This window comes from Caulobacter hibisci, assembly GCF_016135805.1.
GTDB lineage: Bacteria > Pseudomonadota > Alphaproteobacteria > Caulobacterales > Caulobacteraceae > Caulobacter > Caulobacter hibisci.
The window spans coordinates 20591-41475 of record NZ_JADWOX010000025.1 but is presented as its reverse complement, the minus strand read 5'-3'; the positions used below and the strand labels follow the sequence as shown (position 1 = coordinate 41475).

Here is a 20885-nt window from a genome sequence, read left to right as displayed (position 1 = left end):
TCCTTGCGTCCGAGGCCGTTCTTCGGAATGGTCCGCCGCAGAATGGCGGCCGCGAGCCGCAGGCGACGGGGAGGACGGACGGGAATGCAGCTGAAGCGACGCAGCGTCCTGGCCGGCCTGATTCTGGCGCCGGCGACCGCCGCCCGGGCGGGAGAAGCGGCGATGACGACCCGCAAGTTCGATTTCACCAGCAAGCCGCTCGCGGGCTGGACGGCCGTCGCGGCCGACCGCCTGTACGACGCCGCGATCGGCCATGGCTTCGAGCCAGGGGAAGGGCGCTCGTTCTCGGTCGCCTTGCCTGAGGGCGACTGGCGCGTGACCTTGGAGGTCGAGGGCGGCGCGGACCTGACCGTGAAGGCCGAATCCCGCCGGCTGATGGCCGAGCAGATCCGCACCAAGGCCAAGGAACGCCGCGAGGTGGTGTTCGTGGTCAATGTGCGCACCGCCGCCCTGCCGCCGCCGCCCAGGAATGCGCCGGGCGGGACCGAGGTGATCCTCAATCCGCGCGAGAAGGGCACGCCCAACTGGGACGACCGGCTGACCGTCGAGTTCTGCGGCCCGGCCCCGAAGGTGGCGCGGATGAGCGTCGAGCCGGCCAGCGTGCCGCGCGTCTTCCTGCTGGGAGACTCCACGGTCACCGACCAGCCTTTCGAGCCGGCGGCCGGCTGGGGCCAGATGCTGCCCAGGTTCTTCGCCCCGAGCGTGTCGGTGGCCAGCCACGCCGAGTCCGGCGAGACGATGAAGTCGTTCCTGATGGAGCACCGGCTGGACAAGGTGCTGAGCCAGACGCGGGCGGGCGACTTCGCCCTGATCCAGTTCGGCCACAACGACCAGAAGGAAAACTGGCCCCAGACCTATGTCGCGGCGGCCACCACCTATCGGGATTACCTGAAGGCCTATGTCGGCGAGTTCCGGCGGCGCGGGGCGATCCCGGTGCTGGTGACCTCGATGCATCGCCGGCGGTTCGACGAGGCCGGCAAGATCATCAACACCCACGGCGACTATCCGGCCGCGGTGCTGGCGGTCGGCCAGGAGCTGGGCGTGCCGGTCATCGATCTGGCCGCCATGAGCAAGGTCTTTTACGAGGCGCTGGGGCCGGCCCAGGCGCCCAAGGCCTTCGCCGACGGCGGCAAGGACATCACCCACCACGACAACTACGGCGCCTATGCGCTGGCCCGCTGCATCGTCGAGGGGATCAAGGCGGGCGTGCCCGAGCTGGCGCGCCATCTTTCCGCCGACGCCGGGTCGTTCGATCCGGCCAAGCCCACCCCGCCGGACGCCTTCGTCATGGCGCCCAGCGCGGCCCGCAGTTCTGCGGCCCTGCGCGGCAACTGATCCCTTCGCGAGGTATCCGATGATCGACCGTCGCTCCCTGCTGGCCCTGGCCGGCGCGACCGCCGCCAGCCCGGCCCTGGCGCAAGAAACCGCCAAGCCTGAAGCTTCCAAGCCCGCCGCTTCGCTGCTGGAGATCCAGCCGATCTGGCCGGGCAAGGCGCCGGGCGGCGAGAAGGTCACCGCCAAGGAGCAGGTCATCCTGCGCACGCCGGGCGGCGATCCCAACGACACGGCCTTCCTGCACATCACCGATCCGGTGCTGATGATGCGCCGGCCCAAGACCCCTAACGGCGCGGCGATCCTGATGATCCCCGGCGGCGGCTATGTGCGGGTGGCGGTCAGCAAGGCCGGCGGCGCGATCGACCAGTGGATCGCCGACCAGGGCGTCACCGCCTTCGTCATGACCTACCGCCTGCCGGCCGACGGCTGGGCGGCGGGGCCGGAAGTGGCCCTGCAGGACGCCCAGCGGGCCATCCGCATCATCCGCTCGCGGGCCGGCGAGCTGGGCCTGGATCCCGAGCGGGTGGGCGTCATGGGCTTCTCGGCCGGCGGGCACCTGGCCGGGCGGCTGTCGACCCAGTTCAAGCGCCAGACCTATGCGCCGATCGACGCCATCGACACGCTGTCGACGCGGCCGTCGGTGGCGGGGCTGTTCTATCCGGTGGTGACGATGCAACCGCCGTTCGCCCACGGCGGCTCGCTGAAGGAGCTGCTGGGCGCCGACGCTTCGGAGGTCCGGCGTAAGGCCATTTCCCTCGAGCTGGACGTGCCGGCCGACACGCCGCCGACCTTCATCGCCACCGCCGCCGACGACAAGGTGGTGCCGGCCGACAACTCGCTGCTGCTGTATTCGGCCCTGCGAAAGGCCGGGGTGCCGAGCGAGCTGCACATGTTCGAGAAGGGCGGCCACGGGTTCGGCCTGACCGGTCCCAAGGGCCTGGACATGAGCTGGCCGCAGCTGTTGCCCCCGTTCCTGCGCCGGCACGGCCTCTACGCGTGACGAGCGGGCCGGTCTTCGACGTCGGCGATTTCGGGGCGGCGGGCGACGGACGGACGCTGGACACCGACGCGATCAACGCGGCCATCGTCGCCGCATCGCAGGCCGGCGGCGGGACCGTGCGGCTGCCGGCCGGGCGGTATCTGAGCTTTTCGATCCGGCTGGCCAGCCGGGTGACCCTGCATCTGGCCGAGGGCTGCGTGCTGGTCGCGGCCGATCCGACCCGGCACGGCGGGGCCTATGATCCGCCGGAAGAGAACACCCACGATCTCTACCAGGACTTTGGCCACAGCCACTGGCGCAACAGCCTGATCTGGGGCGAGGGGCTGGAGGACGTGGCCATCGTCGGCCCCGGCCGCATCGACGGCGAGGGCCTGACCCGCGAGGGGCCGGGCTCGCGCTGGCGGCGGCAGGCGGGTGAGTTTCCGCTGAGCATGGTGGGCCTATCGGCCGAGGCGATGGCCGAGCTCGTGCCCGAGCGGGCGGCGATGATCGGCCAGGGCAATAAGGCGATCGCCCTCAAGCGCTGCCGGCGCGTGCGGCTGTCGGGCTTCACGGTGTTTCGCGGCGGCCACTTCGCCTTGCTGGCGACGGGCTGCGAGGACCTGGCGATCGAGACCCTGCTGGTCGACACCAACCGCGACGGGCTCGACATCGACGCCTGCCGGCGGGTGCGGATCGCCCACTGCCGGGTCAACACCCCCAACGACGACGCCATCGTGCTGAAGGCCTCGATGGCCCTGGGCGAGGTGACGCCGACCGAGGACGTCGAGATCGTCGGCTGCCACGTCTCGGGCTTCGACCTGGGGACGGTGCTGGACGGGACCCTGGGCCGCGAGCAGCAGATCGCACCGGATCAGGACCGCGTCACCGGCCGCATCAAGATCGGCACCGAGAGCAACGGCGACTTCCGCCGGATCCGGATCAGGGACTGCCTGCTGGAGCGCTCGCGCGGCTTGGCCCTGGAGACCGTCGACGGCGGGACCATCGAGGACGTCGCGATCGAGGACGTGCGGCTGGTCGAGATGACCAGCGCGCCGCTGTTCCTGCGGCTGGGCGCGCGGCTGCGCGGGCCGGAGGGGGCAGGGCCGGGCGCCCTGCGTCGGGTGAGCGTGCGCAACCTGTCCGGACTAGAGGCCTTCGCCGACCTGCCGGTGATCCTGGCGGGCCTGCCCGACGCGCCGATCGAGGGCGTGCGGCTGGAGGGTCTGACGCTGTCGTTCCTGGGCGGGGCGGGGGAAGCCGGCATAGAGCCGCAGGACCTGGCCGACGCCTATCCCGAGCCGCGCATGTTCGGCGATCCGCCGGCCTGGGGCTTGTGGGCGCGGCACGTGCGGGGGCTGTCGCTCGACGGCCTGGTGCTGAGCGCGAATCCCGACGCCCGGGCGCCGGCCAGGATCGACGGCCAGGTCGTGTCGCTGGACGCCTTGGCGGGCTCGAGCGTCGGGTAGCCGACCGCCGGCGGCGAGAGCGCGACGCCAAGCTCAGCCTTTGGTGCAGCCAGGCCTGCGGCCTAGAGTCGCGATGGGCGTTTCGCAGGCCTTCGAGGCTTCGATTTTAGCATCTGTGACTCCTAGATGGTGGACAAACGGGAAGGGTCGAGCCGTTCGATCCGTCGCGCCGTCGATCTGGGGTCATGTTCAGAGCCAGCATCCTGCGAACCCTCGCCACCATCGCCGTCGTGGCGATCCTGGCCGTCGGGACGGACTACACGGTGAACGTGCTGGTGCTGGCGCGGCCGGACATCTTCACGCCGTGGATGACCATGACCATCGTCGCGGTCGCCGGCGGGCCGCTGGTCTACTTCCTGCACCACCAGCGCCTGAACCTGAAGGCGGCCAAGCGCGATCTGTCGGACAGCCTCAAAGTGCAGCGCCAGTCGGCCGAGGAGGCCGAGCGGCGGCGACTGGAGGCCGAGCGGGCCCTGGCGCGGCTGCGCGAGCAGGAGTCGCTGTACGGCATCCTGGCCAATAACCTGACCGACGCCCTTTCGCTGTGGGACCGGGAGGGCCGGCGGCTCTACAACTCGCCCGCCATCGAGCGGCTGACGGGTTACAGCGCCGAGGAGTTCCTGACCGCGCCCAACCTGCTGGGCGTCGATCCCGAGGACGGCGCCAAGGCGGTGGCCGCCATCCGCGAACTGAAGGACTCCAAGGACACCCGCACCCTGGAGTACCGCTTCCTGCGCAAGGACGGCGCGACGATCTGGATCGAGAGCACCTATTCGCTGGTGCCCGCCGAGGACGGCGGCGGCTTCATCGCCACCAGCCGCGACGTCACCGAGCGCAAGCGCCTGGCGCAGGACCTGGCCCAGGCCGCCGAGGTGGCGCAGGGCGCTGCGGCCGCCAAGGCCGACTTCCTGGCCAACATGACCCACGAGCTGCGCACGCCGCTGACGGCGATCATCGGCTTTTCGGGCCTGCTGCGGCAGTCGCAGGCCCTTTCGGAGACCGACGCGCGGCAGGTGCGGCTGATCCACGAGGCCAGCAACACCCTGCTGGGCGTGGTCAACGACGTGCTGGACTTCTCGCGGCTGGAGGCGGGGCTGGAGCTCGACGCCGAGCCGTTCAAGCCCTGCGAGATCGCCCGCTCGGCCGCCGCCCTGATCGAGTCCCAGGCCCACGCCAAGGGCCTGCCGGTGCTGGTCGAGTTCGGCCCCGGCCTGAAGCCGCTGCTCGGCGATGCCGCGCGGCTGAACCAGGTGCTGCTGAACTTCCTGTCCAATGCGGTGAAGTTCACCAGCGAGGGGCGGATCCTGATCTCTGTGGCGCAGGAGACCTCCGACCTTGGCCAGCGGCTGCGGATGGAGGTGCGCGACACCGGCATCGGCCTGCCGGGCGACATGCACGACGCGGTGTTCGAGCGCTTCATCCAGGCCGACGCCGGCGTCTCGCGGCGGTTCGGCGGCACGGGGCTGGGCCTGGCGATCTGCAAGCGGATCATCGACGCCATGGGCGGCCGCATCGGGGTGGAGAGCACACCGGGGCGGGGTTCGACCTTCTGGTTCGAGGTCGACCTGCCGATCACCGAGAGCGTGGCCAACGACGTCCCGGTCGCGGCCCAGCCGGCGCCGCTGGAGCGGCCGGTGCGGGTGCTGCTGGTCGAGGACAACGCCGCCAACCGCGAGCTGATCGGGGCGCTGCTGGCGCCGTTCGACGTCGAGGTCGAGACGGCCGTGGACGGGGTGGGGGCGGTCGACGCCTTCAAGGCCGGGCGGGGCTATGACCTCGTGCTGATGGACGTGCAGATGCCGGTCATGGACGGCCTGACCGCCACCCGACGCATCCGCGCCCTGGAAGGGCAGGGGACCCATACCCCGATCGTCGCCATGACCGCCAACGTCCTGCCCGAACAGGTGGCCAACTGCATGGCCGCCGGCATGGACGACCACCTGGGCAAGCCGGTGAACCCGACGCGGCTGCTGGAGACGGTGGCCCGGTGGAGCCAGGCCGAGGCGGCTTAGGTTTTGAGGAACCTCCCCCCGTGGGGGAGGTGATCGCGAAGCGATCGGTGGGGGGAGAGACCTCCGAAACCGGCCGACGCCTCGATAGCTGAAAACGTCCCCCCACCGGCCTTCGGCCGCCTCCCCCACGGGGGGAGGTTCCCAGGGCTCGTCCTTCTCCCCTTGCGGGAGAAGGTGTCGACGAAGTCGACGGATGAGGGGTTGCACGAACGAAAACGCCGCGACGGCCGATCGGCTGTCGCGGCGTTTCATTTCTGAGAGACCCCTCACCCGACCTCCTTCGGAGGCCACCCTCTCCCGCAAGGGGAGAGGGATTTCGATCAGGTGATATCCGGGATCTGGTCGCTGGTGACGGCCGGCTTGGCCTTCGTGCCCCGCCCCCACAGCGTCTCGTACGTCCAGCCGGTGAGATCCTCGACGATAGCCTTGGACTCCGGGCTCTCGGCCTCGGTCGCGCCGGCGCGGAGGCGTTCGACTTCGTGGACCAGCACCTCGTGGGTGCGGGCGTTGAGGCGGAACCTCCAGGAGATGACCATGCCGGCGATCATCACGATCAGCGGGCCGCCGACCATGACCAGCACCAGGGCGCGGACGGCTTCCGGCGACTGCTCGGGCGGCGGGGCGCCTTTTGCGGCCGAGACGAAGCCGCCCAGGCCGATCAGGGAGGTGGTCAGCAGGATCGCGCCGGACTGGGCGATCTTGCGCACGAAGGTCATGACCCCGGCGAAGATGCCTTCGCGGCGGAGGCCCGTGACGGCCTCGTCGACGTCGGGCAGGTAGTTGTAGACGCCCCAGGGCACGAAGTTCAGCGTGCCGCGGCCCAGGCCCGCCAGGATGATCGGCAGGAACAGCCACAGCAGGACGGTGGGGTTGAAGCCCGCTGCGCCGGGCAGTGCGGTGAAGATGTTGCCGTTCAGCGCCGCCACGCCCGCCGTGAAGCCGGCCGGCTTGACGAGGAAGAAGGCCAGGAACAGCAGCAGGGCCGCGCCGACGAAGCTGATGGCCATGCGATAGGCCGCGGTCGGGCCGGTCTTGATGATCACGCGGATGGCGATCATCACCGAGATCAGCTGGGCCACGTACATCATGGTCATGGCCTGGGAGATCACCAGGGTCGAGCCGACCATCACCGTGGCCACGAACAGCGGGAAGGCGGTATTGAAGATGTCCTGGCTGATGTAGCCGCCCAGATAGAGCGACAGGTGCTGGCGGAAGGCCTTCAGCTTCAGGGTCGAGAACAGGTCGCGGAACATGTTGACCGGGATCAGCGCCGCCCTGGCCCAGTTCATGGGCTCGGGCTGGATCAGCTTCTCGTCCTCGGTATAGGGCCGCTCCCAGGTGAACAGCACGACCAGCAGGACGACCAGGCTGAACAGGCCGCCGAAGATCGCCGCCATGATCAAGAAGGTGTTGGGCGAGTCCTTGCCGCCGAAGTGGTTGATGATCAGGGTCGGCAGGTACGAGGCCAGGATCGCCGAGCTCTGGGCGACCAGCATCCGCGCGCCGGCGAACTTGGCCTTCTCCTTGTAATCCTTGGTCATCTCCGCCGCGAGGGTTTCCCACGGGATCAGGAACATCGTGTAGACGAACTCGAAGAAGATGAAGGTCAGCAGGTAGTAGGTGAAGGTCTGGCCGGTGACGAAGATCAGGGCGAAGGCCGGCAGCAGCGGGATGGTCAGCAGCAGGAACAGCTTGCGCCGCCCGACCTTCCGGCCGATCCAGGTGTGGCGCAGGTTGTCGGAGATGTAGCCGATCAGCGGGCAGGTGATGGCTTCCAGCAGGCGCGGCAGGCCCAGGATCAGGCCCGTCTCGACCGGCGAGAGCCCGCAGAAGGTGATGAAGAAATAGGCCAGCCAGCCGGTGATCACGGCCTGAGCGCCGGCCCCCAGCAGGTCGCCGGAGCCCCAGCCCCAATAGTTTATCCAGGACGGTTTGCGGGTGTCCGGCGTGGCCATTTCGTCTCAATCCCAAAAGGTGGGGGTCTTACCGCCCCCGAGTCCGGTCCAGTCGATTGACCGAACTGGCTAGTCCGAATTGCTCGGCGTCTGAGCCGAAAACCTCGCCCTTCGACAGGCTCAGGGTGAGGTTTTTCTACTGGCCGGGCCTATGGGTGGTCCTCATCCTGAGCTTGTCGAAGGACGAGGACCACGCACGGAGCCCGAAGCTAGGGCCTAGATGAAGGCGCGCTGGAACTCGCCGAGCGCCAGCATGGCCAGCGACTGGCCGTAGGGCATCGAGGTCAGCGGGATGTCCTTGTAGCCCTGGATCGTGTCGAACACCGGGGTGCCGAACGAGACCTGCTGCAACTCGCCAGCGTCGTCGATATTGGCCAGCACGCCCTTGATGGCGCGGATGGCGACGGCTTCGTATTCCTTGCCGATGTAGCGCTTGCGGACGGCCTTCAGCACGCCGTAGGCGAAGCCGGCCGTGGCCGAGGCTTCAAGGTACGAGGTCTTGTCGTTGATGATCGTGTGCCACAGGCCGCTCTCTTGGTCCTGGTACTCGGTCAGGGCCTTGATCTGGGCTTCCAGCGCGTCGATCAGGAAGGCGCGCAGGCCGTCGCCCGGCTTCAGGTCGAGCAACTCGATGAATTCCGGGATGGCGATCGTCACCCAGCAGTTGCCGCGCGCCCACAGGGCGTCGGCGAAGTTGTGACGGCCCTCGAAGGTCCAGCCGTGGAACCACAGGCCGGTCTTGCGGTCGGCCAGGTACTTGATGTGGACCATGAACTGGCGCTTGGCCTCCTCGACGAAGTCGGGGCGGTCGAGCAGCAGGCCGATCTTGGCCAGCGGCAGCACGCTCATCATCAGCGTGTCGTCCCACAGCTGTTGCGGGTTCTCGCTGTTGAAGACGATGTGCTGGAAGCCGCCTTCCTCGGTGCGCGGACCCTCGTACATGACGTAGTCGGCCCAGGTCTCGAGGTAGGGGATGTAGGTGTGGTCGCCGGTGGCCTCGTAGAGGTAGGCCAGGGTCAGGAACGGCGAGACCGTGTTGATGTTCTTGGTCGGGGTGCCGGCCTCGAAGCGGTCGGCGAACCACTTGGTCATGATGTCGAAGGCGCGCTCGTCGCCGTACATCTCGTACTGCTTCCACAGGCCGTAGAGGCCCACGCCGTGGGTCCATTCCCAGTCGTTCCAGCCCTTGGTGTCGATGACGCGGCCGTCGTCGAGGCGCAGCAGGAACTCGCCCGTCTCGTCGGTGATGTCGACGAGGTTGCTGATCAGAAGGGCGATCTTGGCCTTGATGTCCTTGGCGTCGATGCCGTGTGCGAGATTGGGCACGGTAGTCTCCTAGAGGTAAGTTCGGACGAGCACGGGGCTCATTGTTTGTAGTCGGGGGCCGGCACGCGGGCGACGGGGACGCCGCCTTCCACGTTGCGCAGCACGTCGAGGGTCACGGCTTCCAGGGCGTCGCCGGGGGCGCCGTCGCTGGTCACCGCCAGGGCGATGGTGTTCTTGCCGTGCTCATCGATGATGCCGCTCGGCAGGACGAAGGTCCGCTGCGGGCCGACATGGGCGATGAACTGGCCCATGTTCCAGCCGTTGACGAAGATCAGCACCCGGTAGCGGCCCGGCGAGCGCGGGGTCTTCGGATCGCCGATGGTCAGGCCCAGGGTCACGTCCTGGTCCTTGGGCAGGGCGAGATCGAAGCTGGTGCGATACCAGGTCGTGCCGGCATAGGGTTTGGTCGCGGCCATGTCGGCCTTGGTCCAGGCCTGGTCGGGGAAGCCCGGGAGGTGCCAGCCGTTGCGTTCGCCGTACTGGCCGCCTTCGTTCAGCGAGCCGCGCACCGGATCGGCGATGTCCTCGCCGCCCTTGTTGCCCTGGATCTTCCAGCTGATCGGTACGGCGAAGCTGTAGCTGGTCGGGCTCGACAGCGAGGCCGAGACCAGGCCGCGGGCTTCCTTGTGGAAGTCGTCGGCGTCGAGGTCCCAGTTGTGGCCGTTGTTGCGGACCATCACCGACAGCACGTGCTCGCCGTCGCCGCGCAGGTCTTCCGGCAGCTTGAAGGTGGCGACGCCGGTGGTGATCGGGCGGGGCAGGCCGCCGTCCAGTTCGTGCTGGCCCAGGAACTTGCCGTCCAGCCAGACCTGCAGCAGGCCCGCGCCCCCGGCCCCGTAGTGCAGGGTCAGGGTGTCGATGTCGGCGCGGCCCTTGTAGCGGCCGCGATACCAGACGTCGCCGTTGTGGAAGCCATGGGTGCTCATGTCGAGCACCGGCTGGCCGGTCGGCGGACGCACGGTGGAGCCGCCGCGCTTGCCCTCGGCCTTGGCCCAGGCGCTGTCGTCGAAGGCCGGATCGGACTCGGGCGAGCCGGCGGCGGTCTTCCAGTCGAGCTTGGCTAGATCGGGCAGGGTGACGGCGGCCGGGCCGGGCAGGGCCTTGGACGCCAGCAGCGAGCCGCTGGTCGTGGCCTTGGCGGCGACGGCGGCGCCGTTCCAACGGACGGACTTCACGCCCTTGGGGGCGAAGACTTCCAGCGGGCTTTCGGTCTCGGTGTCGCCGGTCAGGGACAGGACGCCGCCCTTGACGGCGGCGGTGCGGACGAGGCCGGGGCCGCGCTGCAGGGTGGGGCCGGCGGCGGTGTCCTGGCGCCAGAAGGTCTGGCCGGTCGCCTCGTCGGCCAGCAGCAGCACCAGGGGCGGACGGCCGCCGCCGGTGATGCGCACGCGGGCCAGGCCCGTGTGCTGGTAGGTCAGCTTAAGGTCGCCCTTGGCGGCGTCGAAGGCCGAGGTCACGTCGCCTTCCAGCACCTCGACCTTGGGGGCCTGCGCGTAGCGCAGCACGGTCTCGCCCGCCTCGCCGGCGCGGCCGTAGAGCAGGGCCAGGTCGCCGCCGTTCCAGGGCAGGTGGGTCTGGATCTCGGAGGTCGAATAGACCAGCCGCTGGCCGCCCAGGTCGTAGGACGCCATCAGCAGCTTGCTGTCCTGGCCCTTGATCCGCGAGGGGACCACGTATTCGCCGTCGCGGGTCTTCAGCTTGAAGGTGAAGGCCTCGTCGCCGGTGGCGCTGCTGGGATTGTGGACCACCACATAGAGGTGGCTGCCGGTCTCGGTATTGACGTTGTGGTAGACGCGGACCTTGTCGTTCGAGACCGTGACGAACTCGCCCTTGTCCATGCGGGTCAGGTCTGGAACCGCGTTCAGGAACTGGCCCATCTGCTTCATGACGCGGGCCTTGTCGCGCAGGCCGCGGGCCTCGTCGATGGCCGAGCCGTAGTCGTAGGAGCTGAACACCACCGGGGCCGGCAGCCAGCCCCAGCTGGTGCCGCCATAGGTCATGTAGAAGCTCTGGATCGTCAGGCCGTTGGCGATGTTGGTTCCGTAGAACACCCGCTGGTAGCCGACGCCGCGATGCTGGGCGGTGCAGTCGTAGTCGCCGTTGCTGCCCCAGTAGTCGAACCAGCCGCCGCCGAACTCGGCCGCGAAGCCGGGAGTGTTGGGGCTGGCCGAGGCGCCGCCCTTGGAGCCGCCGGGACCGTAGAGGCCCCAGTCGGGCGCGACGCCCGGCGCCGACGGCGTGGAGTCGACCTTGCACGAGCCGCCCGGATAGCCGTCGAAGGCGTAGAGGTCGGCGGGGCCTTCCACCGTGCCGGGGACCTTGGAGTCCTTGGGCACCCAATAGCCGTTGCGGCCCTTGTCGTTGTGGAACAGCGGCACGGTGATGCCGTCGGCGCGAGCCTTGTCGGCCAGCCACTGCATGTAGCGCTGCTGCGGGGCGCCGACGACGTCGAGCTCGTTCTCGATCTGGTGGGCGATGACCGTGCCCTGGCCGGTGGTCAGCTGGTGGCGGGCGATGACCTTGTTGATCTGGCTCAGCCACTCGTCGGCCGCCTGGATGTATTCCGGGGCGTCGGTGCGGGCGCGGGCCTGCTGGTTGACCAGCCAGCCGGGGAAGCCGCCGCGCGTCAGCTCGGCGTTCACGTAGGGCCCGGCGCGGGTGATGACGTAGAGGCCTTCTTCCTTGGCCATGGTCAGCACGCGATCCATGTCGCGCACGCCGCTGAAGTCGTAGACCCCCTGCTTGGGCGAGTGGTAGCCCCAGTCGATATAGATGGCGACGGTGTTGTAGCCGCTGGCCTTCATCTTCTGGAGGATGTCGCGCCACAGGTCGGGGCTGGGCACGCGGAAGGGGTGGAACTCGCCGCCCCAGGAGTAGATGCGATTGCCGTCGACCTTCAGGGAGTACTTGTCCCAGGTGATCTTGTGGGTTTCACCCGAAGAAGGGAGGGGGGGCTTTGCCGCGACCGCCTGGTCGCCGCCTTCCTTGAGCACGGTGAAGTGGCGGACGGTGCCCGAAAGCTCCGGCAGTTCCTTCTTGGGCGTCCAGGTGCGGAAGCCGTCCTTGCTGTCGGAGTACCAGTACCTTTTCGACATGTACTCGTCGAAATAGACGCGCCAGGCGCCTTCGGGGGTACGGGTGACGGCGGGGCCTTCGAGGAACTTGCCCCAGCCGGCCCAGTCGCCGCCGCCCTTGACCTGCCAGGGGCCGTCCAGCGACGGGGCGGTCAGCAGCTCGATGAACTTGGTGGTCTCGTTCTTGGCGAAGGCCTGGTACTGCGCGCCCTCGCGCACGACGAAGGCGTCGATGTAGTTGGGGCCCATGCCGGCCAGCGGGCGCGGGGCGCTCCAGGCGGTCAGGTCGGCGTCCTGGGCGGTGATGCGGTAGGGCTGAAACTGCCCGCCGATGCCGGTGGTCGAGACCGACAGGATCAGGTGCTCGGAGCCGTCCTGGTCGACGAACCACTCAGGCGCCCAGCTGTTGGTCGCGCCGGGGACGTCTATGGTCACGTCGCGCAGGAAGGTCCAGTCGACCAGGTCCTTGCTGCGGGCCAGGCCGATGGTGTTGCCCGTCCAGCCGGTGGTGTAGGCGACGTAGTAGAAGCCGTCCTTGCGCTTGAGCACGCTGGGATCGCGGATCAGCCCCTTGGGCGGGGTGTAGGCCAGCGGCTTTTGCAGGGTGAAGCGCGTGCCGTCGGCCGAGTCGTAGATGCTCATGTTCGACTGGCTGGCGTTGGTGAACGCCGTCATGACGTAGCGCGTCGGCTCGGCCAAGGCTGTGGTGGCGAGCAGGGCGGCGGCGAGGCCGATCAGGGCGGAACGCTTCACGGTCCTCAGCCCTCGAAGAAGAAGACGGGCTTCAGCGGCCACTCGACGGGCTTGTTGTCGGGGTGGACCTCCATCAGGTCGGCCATGAAGTCCCACCAGCGCTTCATCACCGGCTGAAGGGGCAGGGCGTCCTTGTCGTTGTCCGGCTTCAGGCGCAGCACGGCGAACAGGCTCATGGTCTCTTCGTCGAGGAAGATCGAATAGTCGTAGATGCCCGCGCCGCGCAGGGCCTCGGCGAGGTCGGGCCACAGCTCGTCGTGGCGACGCTCGTACTCGGCGGCGACGCCGGCCTTCAGCTGCATGCGGAAGGCGATCGGGCGACCTTCGATCGTGCTGCTCATGGGGTGTCCTCCGGGCGTCTTTTTTTGGTTGTCAGGCGATGCGGTAGACGTCGGCGGCCGTGCCGGCGAACAGGCGCTGGCGCTCGGCGTCGCTGAAGTCGGCCGTGATGGCGTCGTAGGCGCTGTAGAAGGCGTCGAAGCCGCCATGCACCCGCTCGACGGGGAAGTTGCTGGCGAACATCGACCGCTCGGGACCGAAGGCCTCGATCACGTAGAGGATGAAGGGGCGCAGGCTATCGACCGTCCAGGCGCGATCGACCATGGCCAGGCCCGAGATCTTGCACGAGACGTTAGGGCGCTTGGCCAGCTCCGCCAGACCCGAGCGCCAGAGGGCCAGGCCCGCCTCGTCGCGGTCGGTCGGCATGCCGGCGTGGTTGACGATCAGCGGGATGTCGGGATGGGCGTCGGCCAGGGCGGCCGCCGTCGCCATCTGCGCGGGATAGAGCTGCAGGTCGAACGACAGGCCGTGGTCGGCCAGCAGGGCGAAACCCCGGCGCCACTGGTCGTTCAGCAGCAGGTCGGACGGGCCGTAGGTCTTGGCCGGGTCCGCGTGGAAATTGACGATCTGGCGGATGCCGCGAACGCGCGGGCGCTCGGCGTGGGCTTCCAGCAGCAGCTCGATGTTGGGATCGTCCAGATTGGCGCCGGCCACGATCGCCCCGATCGGCGCGCCGGCGTCGGCCAGGCCTTCCAGCCAGTCGGTCTCCGACAGCTGCTTGTCGGTCGGAAGGCCGCACTCGACGTGGACCAGCGCCGACACCCGCCAAGGCAGGGCGTCGGCCGCGTAGTCGGCGGGCAGGTAGTTCCGGCCGGCGATGGAAGCCATGTCGCCGGCCGGATTGTTGGGCAGCGGGTCGTCCTGGAGCCAGGAGTAGTAGTGCTTGTCGAGGTCCCACAGGTGCATGTGGGCGTCGACGATCGGACCCGCATAGGCCATCGCCTGCTCCCTAGAACGTAGTCCGGCCGCCGGACGTGTCGAAGGTGGCGGCGGTGGTGAAGCTGCACTCTTCGCTGGCCATGAAGCAGACCATGGCGGCGCTTTCCTCGACTTCGCCCAGACGGCCCATCGGGATCTTGCTGCGCATGTACTCGACCTGGCTGGGGGGCAGTTGCTCCAGGATCGGGCTTTCGAAGGTGGCGGGAGTCAGGGCGTTGGCGATCACGCCCTTGCCGGCCAGTTCCTTGCCCAGCGACTTGGTCAGGCCGATCACGCCGGCCTTCGACGCCGAATAGGCGCTGGCGTTGGGATTGCCTTCCTTGCCGGCCACCGACGAGACGTTGACCACGCGGCCGTAGCCGGCCGCCAGCATGTGCGGCACCACCGAGCGGCAGCAGTAGAACAGGCCGTTCAGGTTGATGTCGATGACGCGCTTCCAGCTGTCGAGCGGGAACTCGTGCACCGGCACCGTGGCGCCGGTGATGCCGGCCGAATTGACCAGCACGTCGATCTTGCCCAGGGCCTCCAGGCTGGCGGCCGTGGCGGCCGCGACCTGGGCCTCGTCGGAGACGTCCAGGGCGAAGGTGAAGGTCGCGCCGATTTCCTCGGCGGTGGCCTTCAGGGCCTCGGCGTTGACGTCCCAGAGGGCGACCTTGCCGCCTTCGGCGACGATGCGACGGGCGGTTTCCTTGCCCAGGCCCGAGGCGCCGCCGGTGATGACGGCGGCGCGGCCCGCGAAGCGATTGGCGTAGACGGTCACGACACGCCTTCCTTGGTCCAGGCGATGACTTCCTGGCGCTGGCTGCCGAGCTTCTCGATGCCCAGCTCCATGACGTCGCCGGCCTTCAGGAAGATCTTCTCGGGCTTCTGGCCTTCGCCGACGCCGGGCGGGGTGCCGGTGGTCAGGATGTCGCCCGGCTCCAGGGTGACGAAGCGGCTCATATAGGCGATCAGCTCGGCGACGCCGAAGATCATCGTCTTGCTGTTGCCGGTCTGCATGCGCTTGCCGTTGAGGTCGAGCCACATGTCGAGGTTCTGGCAGTCACCCACTTCATCGGCGGTGACGACCCACGGGCCGACCGGGCCGAAGGTGTCGCAGCCCTTGCCCTTGTCCCACTGCGAGCCGAGCTCCTTCTGGAAGGCGCGCTCGGAGACGTCGTTCACCAGCACGTAGCCGGCGACGTAATCCAGGGCCTCGGATTGCTCGACATAGCGGGCGCGCTTGCCGATCACGACGCCCAGCTCGACTTCCCAGTCGCCCTTCTCGGCGCCCTTGGGCAGCATGACCTGGTCGTTCGGGCCGTTCAGGCACGAGATCGCCTTGGTGAAGAAGATCGGCTCGGGCGGGGGCTCGAGGCCGGCTTCCTTGGCGTGGTCGGCGAAGTTCAGGCCGATGGCCAGGAACTTGCCGACATTGCCGATCGGCACGCCGTAGCGCGGCGAGCCTTCGACGACCGGCAGCGAAGCCGGGTCGATGGCGGCGATCTTGGCCAGGCCCTCGGGCGACAGCTCGGCGCCGGTGATGTCGGACACGTGGCCCGACAGGTCGCGGATCTTGCCTTCGGCGTCGAGCAGACCGGGCTTTTCGGCGCCCCGCGGGCCGTAACGCAGCAGTTTCATGATCTTCTGGCTCTAGGGGAATAGGAAAGGGGGGAAGGGCGCGGCTTAGCGCGGATAGGGACGGTGCAGGCCGACGTCGCGGTTCAGCTCGACGCCGAAGCCGGGCGCGTCGCCGAGCTTCAGCTTGCCGTTGACCGGAACGGGCTCGCCGATCAGCTGCGGATGGAACATCGGCACGACCTCGTCGGCCTTGGGCGCCATCATCAGGAACTCGGCGAACGGGCTGTTATGGCGCGTGATGACGAAGTGGTAGCTGTACACCGACGAGCCGTGCGGGATCATCATCACGCCCTTGCTGTCGGCCAGGTTGGCGATCTTGATCAGCTCGGTGACGCCGCCGCACCAGCCCACGTCCGGCTGGATGATGTCGCAGCATTCCATCTCCAGCAGCATGCGGAAGCCCCAGCGGGTGGCTTCGTGCTCGCCGGTGGTGACCAGCATGCCGGGAGGGGCGTTCTTCTTCAGATCGCGATAGCCCCAGTAGTCGTCGGGGCTCAGGGCCTCCTCGATCCACTTCAGGCCGTACTCGTGGGCCTTGTGGGCCAGCTTGGTGGCGTAGTTGAGGTCCAGCGACATCCAGCAGTCGAACATCAGCCAGAAATCCTCGCCCACGCGGTTGCGCATGGTTTCGAGCTCTTCGAGGTTCTTGCGCAGGCCTTCCTCGCCTTCGGCGGGGCCGTGGTGCAGGGGCATCTTGCCGCCGATGAAGCCCATCTCCTTGGCCAGGTCCGGACGGGCGCCGGTGGCGTAGAAGGTCAGCTCGTCACGAACCTTGCCGCCCAGCAGGGCGTAGACCGGCTCCTGGCGCAGCTTGCCCAGCAGGTCGTAGAGCGCCAGGTCGACGCCCGAGATGGCGTTCACGACCAGGCCCTTGCGGCCGTAGTACTGGGTGGAGAAGTACATCTGGTCCCAGATCTTCTCGACCTCGGTCGGGTCGCGGCCTTCCAGGAAGCGGGCCAGGTGCTTTTCGACGATGAAGGCGGCCGGTTCGCCGCCGGTGGTCACGGCAAAACCGATTGTGCCGTCGACGGCCTCGATCTCGACGACCAGGGTGCCCAGCACGTTGATGCCGAAGCTCTGGCGGCTCTGACGGTATTCCGGATAGCGCGACATCGGGGTGGCGATGTGATCGTCGATCCAGTGGCCTTCGCCCTGGTCGTGGTAGTCGGCGCCGCCCCCGCGGACCACATAGGCGCGGACAGCCTTGATCAAGGGAAGCGGCATCTTCAGCTCCAACCATCGCCCGGTCCGTCGGACCGGCATCAACCCCAACCGGGGGAGGGCGCGCCAGGCGGGGCCGCCGAACGACGCGAACGGATGGTTCGCGCTACCTCCCCAGAACATCGTATGACACGCTCGCCGCGGGAGTTCCGCGACCTCAAGAGTCGCTAAGCGGGCCCTTGTCTTGCGTTCCATATTATGAGAGGTAGTGCTACAAAATGAAACCCAGCACGTCAAGGGGAGCGGAACCAGTGGCTGATGACGAAGGCGCGGCGACCAAGAGCCCCAGCGGCAGCCAGACCCTTTTCCGTGGTCTCGACGTGCTCGACGTGGTCGCCGACGCGGGCGCGATCGGCCTGCCGGCCCTGGCCGCGCGACTCGGCCTGACCCGCAGCACGACCCACCGCCTGGCCACTGCCCTGGTCGAGCGCCGCATGCTCACTCAAACCCCGCGCGAAGGCTATAGCCTCGGCTCCAAGCTGCTCGAGCTGGGCTATCTGGCCAGCCAGCAGATGGACCTGCCGCGCGTGGCCCGCCCGCACCTGGAAAAGCTGTGGGAAGAGCTGGAGGACACCGTCCACCTGGGCGTGCTCGACGACGACCGGGCGCTTTATCTCGACAAGCTGACCGGCCGCCGCCGCATCAACATCTCCTCGCGCGTGGGCGATCGCCAGCCGATCCGCTCGACGGGCCTGGGCAAGGCCCTGGTGCTGGACGACGACGAGAGCCGCTGGCGCGCCCTCTATCGCAAGGAGGGCCCGGCCGCGGCCGGCGCGCCGAACGAAGAGCAATGGATCGCCTGGATGCGCGACTATTCCCAGCGCGGCATCGCCTTCGACCTGGAAGAGAACGAGGACCGCATCCGCTGCGTGGCCGCGCCGGTGCGCGGCGCGGGCGGGCAGATCGTGGCGGCGATCAGCGTCTCGGGGGCGGCCCAGTACATGGACGACGAACGGATGGGCGGCCTGGTGGACGACATCCGCACGGCGGCCGACGCGATCAGCCGCGACCTCGGCTGGAACGGCAAGCGGGCGTCGGGCGCAAAGACCTGACGCCTCGCGCGCATAAGCGCGCGTAGTGAGTAGACGGAGGACCTATGCTTCTGAAGGACAAGGTGGTGCTGGTGACCGGCGCCTCGGGCGGTATCGGCAAGGCCGCGGCCATCGGCGCGGCGCAGCACGGCGCGGACGTGGCGATCAACTACCACTCCGACGAGGCCGGCGCGGCCGACGCCGTGGCGCAGATCGAGGCCCTGGGCCGTCGCGCCATCGCCGTGAAGGGCGACGTGGCCGAAGTGGCCACCGCCAAGGCCTTCGTCGAGGCGGCGGTCGAGGCCTTCGGCAAGGTCGACGTCTTCGTCAACAACGCCGGCATCTGCCCGTTCCACGCCTTCCTCGACATGCCGCCCGAGGTTCTCGAGCGGACCATGAAGGTCAATCTGCACGGCGCCTATTACATGGTGCAGGCGGCCGCCAACCAGATGGTCAAGCAGGGCCACGGCGGCGCGATCATCGCCGTCAGCTCGATCAGCGCCCTGGTCGGCGGCGGCATGCAGACCCACTACACCCCGACCAAGGCCGGCGTGCACAGCCTGATGCAGTCGACCGCCATCGCGCTGGGCAAGTACGGCATCCGCTGCAACTCGGTGCTGCCGGGCACCATCGAGACGGCGATCAACAAGGAAGACCTGGCCGACGTCGCCAAGCGCGAATACATGAGCGGCCGCATCCCGCTGGGCCGCCTGGGCGAGCCCGACGACCTGGCCGGCCCGATCGTGTTCCTGGCCTCGGATCTGGCCAAGTACGTCACCGGCGCGGCCCTGCTGGTCGACGGCGGCGCCTTCGTGAACCTGCAATAGGCCGGACGCTCTTCCATGATCGTCTCGTCGACCACCGACTTCCGTGAGGCTGCGCGGCGCAAGCTGCCGCGCTTCCTGTTCGACTACATCGACGGCGGCGCCTATGCCGAGCGGACCCTGGCCCGCAACGTCTCCGACCTCGCCGATCTGGCCCTGCGCCAGCGGGTGCTCAAGGACGTCAGCCGGGTCTCGACGGCGACCAGCCTGTTCGGCGTGGAGCAGTCCATGCCGGTGGTGCTGGCGCCCGTCGGCCTGACGGGCATGTACGCCCGCCGGGGCGAGTGCCAGGCGGTGCGCGCGGCCTCGGCCAAGGGCGTGCCGCTGTGCCTGTCGACGGTGTCGGTGTGCGACGTCGACGAGGTGGCCGCCGCGTCCAGCCGGGCGCTGTGGTTTCAGCTCTACGTGCTGCGCGACCGGGCCTTCATGCGCGACCTGCTGGCGCGGGCGGCGGCGGCGGGGGCGACCACCCTGGTCTTCACCGTCGACATGCCGGTGCCGGGCGCGCGCTACCGCGACGCCCACTCGGGCATGAGCGGTCCCAACGCCTCGGTGCGCCGGATGCTGCAGGCCATGGGCCGGCCGCAATGGGCGTGGGACGTCGGCCTGATGGGCCGTCCCCACACCCTGGGCAATGTCGCCCCGGTGCTCAAGGGCAATACGGGCCTGGAGGACTTCATGGGCTGGCTGGGGGCGAACTTCGACCCCTCCATCCAGTGGAAGGACCTCGAATGGATCCGCGAGTGCTGGAAGGGTCCGCTGGTCATCAAGGGCGTGCTCGATCCTGAAGACGCGCGGGCCGCCGTCGACATCGGCGCCGACGGCGTCGTGGTCTCCAACCACGGTGGGCGGCAACTGGACGGGGTGCTTTCGTCGGCCAAGGCGCTGCCGGCCATCGCCGAGGCCGTGGGCGACAAGCTGACGGTGCTGGCCGACGGCGGGGTGCGCTCTGGCCTCGACGTGGTGCGGATGCTGGCCCTGGGCGCCAAGGGCGTCCTCCTGGGCCGGGCCGCCGTCTACGCCCTGGCCGCGCGGGGCCAGGCAGGGGTGACCCAGCTGCTGGACCTGATGGAGAAGGAGATGCGGGTGGCCATGGCCCTGACCGGCGTCAACTCCGTCTCCGAAATCGACCGTTCCATCCTGGCGGAGACCCGCTGATGAAGATCGCCGTCGCCCTCGCACTGGCTCTGGTCATGGGGGCGGCGCCGGCCGCCCTGGCCGACCCCAACCGCATCGTCATCGCCAGCGACTCCACCGCCGCCGACTACAGCGCCCGCAGCTTCCCGCAGATGGGCTGGGGCATGGTGCTGAAATGCTCGCTGAAGCCGCAGGCCCAGATCGTCAACCTGGCGCGCGGCGGCCGCTCGACCAAGACCTTCCAGGAGGAGGGGCTGTGGTCGGTGCTGATGGCCCAGCTGCAGAAGGACGACACCGTCCTGATCCAGTTCGGCCACAACGACGCCGACACCAAGAAGATCGTCCGCTTCACCGATCCCAACGGGGCCTATGCCGACAACCTGCGCCGGTTCGTGGCCGACGTGCGGACGGCCGGGGCCAAGCCGGTGCTGATCACCCCGATCGCCAAGCTTATCTTCAAGGACGGCAAGATCCAGGATACCCACGGTCCCTATTCGGCGACCGTGCGGCGGGTGGCGGCCGAGACGAAGACGCCGCTGATCGACCTCGACCAGCAGAGCCAGGCGACCCTGCAGAAGATGGGCGAAGCCGAGGGCGCCAAGCGCTTCATGATCTATTCGGTGGAAGACAAGATCGCCAGCCACCCGGAAGGGATCAACGACACCACGCATCCCAACGAGCTGGGCGCGCGGATGGCGGCGGGCATCGTCGCCAAGGGCCTGAAGGGCGCCAAGGTCCCGGCCTCGAAACTGGTGCTGCGGGCGGTGGCCGACGCCTCGGCGCGCGGCGAGCCGACCTGCGCGGGCCGGCCCTAGGTCCTGACAAGGCAAAAAGAAAGGAGCGCTGGCTGAGCCGGCGCTCCTGCGACCTC

Annotated in this window: 16 protein-coding genes; 8 read left to right on the top strand and 8 right to left on the bottom strand. The window is 68.7% G+C overall.

Translation table 11 applies throughout. From position 1 onward, the window contains the following. Positions 1-84: 84 nt before the first annotated feature. From I4Q42_RS23795 to I4Q42_RS23780, 4 genes are all read left to right on the top strand, one after another. On the top strand, positions 85-1335 hold the full coding sequence (locus I4Q42_RS23795; RefSeq protein ID WP_198578584.1) for a rhamnogalacturonan acetylesterase: 1251 nt from the start codon (positions 85-87) through the stop codon (positions 1333-1335). Positions 1336-1354: 19 nt separating this feature from the next. Beyond that, the gene (locus I4Q42_RS23790) at positions 1355-2335 is read left to right on the top strand and encodes an alpha/beta hydrolase (protein WP_198578583.1); all 981 of its coding nucleotides are present in this window, start codon (positions 1355-1357) and stop codon (positions 2333-2335) included. Further along, a complete protein-coding gene (locus I4Q42_RS23785) occupies positions 2332-3783 on the top strand; it encodes a rhamnogalacturonidase (RefSeq protein ID WP_198578582.1) in 1452 nt (483 codons plus the stop codon). Before I4Q42_RS23790 ends, I4Q42_RS23785 begins: the two co-directional genes overlap by 4 nt. Positions 3784-3968: 185 nt before the next feature. Continuing rightward, entirely contained in the window at positions 3969-5795 is a 1827-nt protein-coding gene (locus I4Q42_RS23780; protein WP_198578581.1) for a PAS domain-containing hybrid sensor histidine kinase/response regulator, read from the top strand. A 320-nt stretch (positions 5796-6115) separates the two neighbouring features. Here I4Q42_RS23780 and I4Q42_RS23775 read toward each other — a convergent pair whose 3' ends face one another. From I4Q42_RS23775 to rhmD, 8 genes are all read right to left on the bottom strand, one after another. Continuing rightward, positions 6116-7750 (bottom strand): MFS transporter, encoded by a 1635-nt coding sequence (locus tag I4Q42_RS23775; protein WP_198578580.1) that lies wholly within the window; start codon positions 7748-7750, stop codon positions 6116-6118. Positions 7751-7966: 216 nt separating this feature from the next. Further along, on the bottom strand, positions 7967-9076 hold the full coding sequence (gene bglB, locus I4Q42_RS23770; protein ID WP_198578579.1) for a beta-galactosidase BglB: 1110 nt from the start codon (positions 9074-9076) through the stop codon (positions 7967-7969). Between the two features lie 38 nt (positions 9077-9114). Continuing rightward, entirely contained in the window at positions 9115-12903 is a 3789-nt protein-coding gene (locus I4Q42_RS23765) for a beta-galactosidase (protein ID WP_332873141.1), read from the bottom strand. A gap of 5 nt (positions 12904-12908) precedes the next feature. Then, positions 12909-13244 carry an L-rhamnose mutarotase gene (locus tag I4Q42_RS23760; RefSeq protein ID WP_198578578.1) on the bottom strand — a complete coding sequence of 112 codons (336 nt, stop codon included), beginning with the start codon at positions 13242-13244 and terminating at the stop codon, positions 12909-12911. A 31-nt stretch (positions 13245-13275) separates the two neighbouring features. Further along, the gene (locus I4Q42_RS23755; RefSeq protein ID WP_198578577.1) at positions 13276-14181 is read right to left on the bottom strand and encodes an amidohydrolase family protein; all 906 of its coding nucleotides are present in this window, start codon (positions 14179-14181) and stop codon (positions 13276-13278) included. Positions 14182-14191: 10 nt separating this feature from the next. After that, positions 14192-14941, bottom strand: coding sequence for an SDR family NAD(P)-dependent oxidoreductase (locus I4Q42_RS23750; RefSeq protein WP_198578576.1), 750 nt, complete (start codon positions 14939-14941; stop codon positions 14192-14194). After that, positions 14938-15801, bottom strand: coding sequence for a fumarylacetoacetate hydrolase family protein (locus I4Q42_RS23745; protein WP_198578575.1), 864 nt, complete (start codon positions 15799-15801; stop codon positions 14938-14940). Before I4Q42_RS23745 ends, I4Q42_RS23750 begins: the two co-directional genes overlap by 4 nt. Positions 15802-15846: 45 nt before the next feature. Further along, positions 15847-17025 (bottom strand): L-rhamnonate dehydratase, encoded by a 1179-nt coding sequence (gene rhmD, locus I4Q42_RS23740; protein WP_198578574.1) that lies wholly within the window; start codon positions 17023-17025, stop codon positions 15847-15849. A 215-nt stretch (positions 17026-17240) separates the two neighbouring features. Here rhmD and I4Q42_RS23735 point away from each other — a divergent pair, with 215 nt between their 5' ends. From I4Q42_RS23735 to I4Q42_RS23720, 4 genes are read left to right on the top strand one after another with little or no spacing between them, the layout of a single operon-like run. Next, positions 17241-18074, top strand: a complete 834-nt coding sequence (locus I4Q42_RS23735) for an IclR family transcriptional regulator (RefSeq protein ID WP_198578573.1) — start codon at positions 17241-17243, stop codon at positions 18072-18074. Positions 18075-18118: 44 nt separating this feature from the next. Then, positions 18119-18880 (top strand): SDR family NAD(P)-dependent oxidoreductase, encoded by a 762-nt coding sequence (locus I4Q42_RS23730; protein WP_198578572.1) that lies wholly within the window; start codon positions 18119-18121, stop codon positions 18878-18880. 15 nt (positions 18881-18895) lie between these two features. Next, on the top strand, positions 18896-20035 hold the full coding sequence (lldD, locus tag I4Q42_RS23725) for an FMN-dependent L-lactate dehydrogenase LldD (RefSeq protein WP_198578571.1): 1140 nt from the start codon (positions 18896-18898) through the stop codon (positions 20033-20035). Then, positions 20035-20829 carry a rhamnogalacturonan acetylesterase gene (locus I4Q42_RS23720; protein WP_198578570.1) on the top strand — a complete coding sequence of 265 codons (795 nt, stop codon included), beginning with the start codon at positions 20035-20037 and terminating at the stop codon, positions 20827-20829. Before lldD ends, I4Q42_RS23720 begins: the two co-directional genes overlap by 1 nt. Positions 20830-20885: the final 56 nt, after the last annotated feature.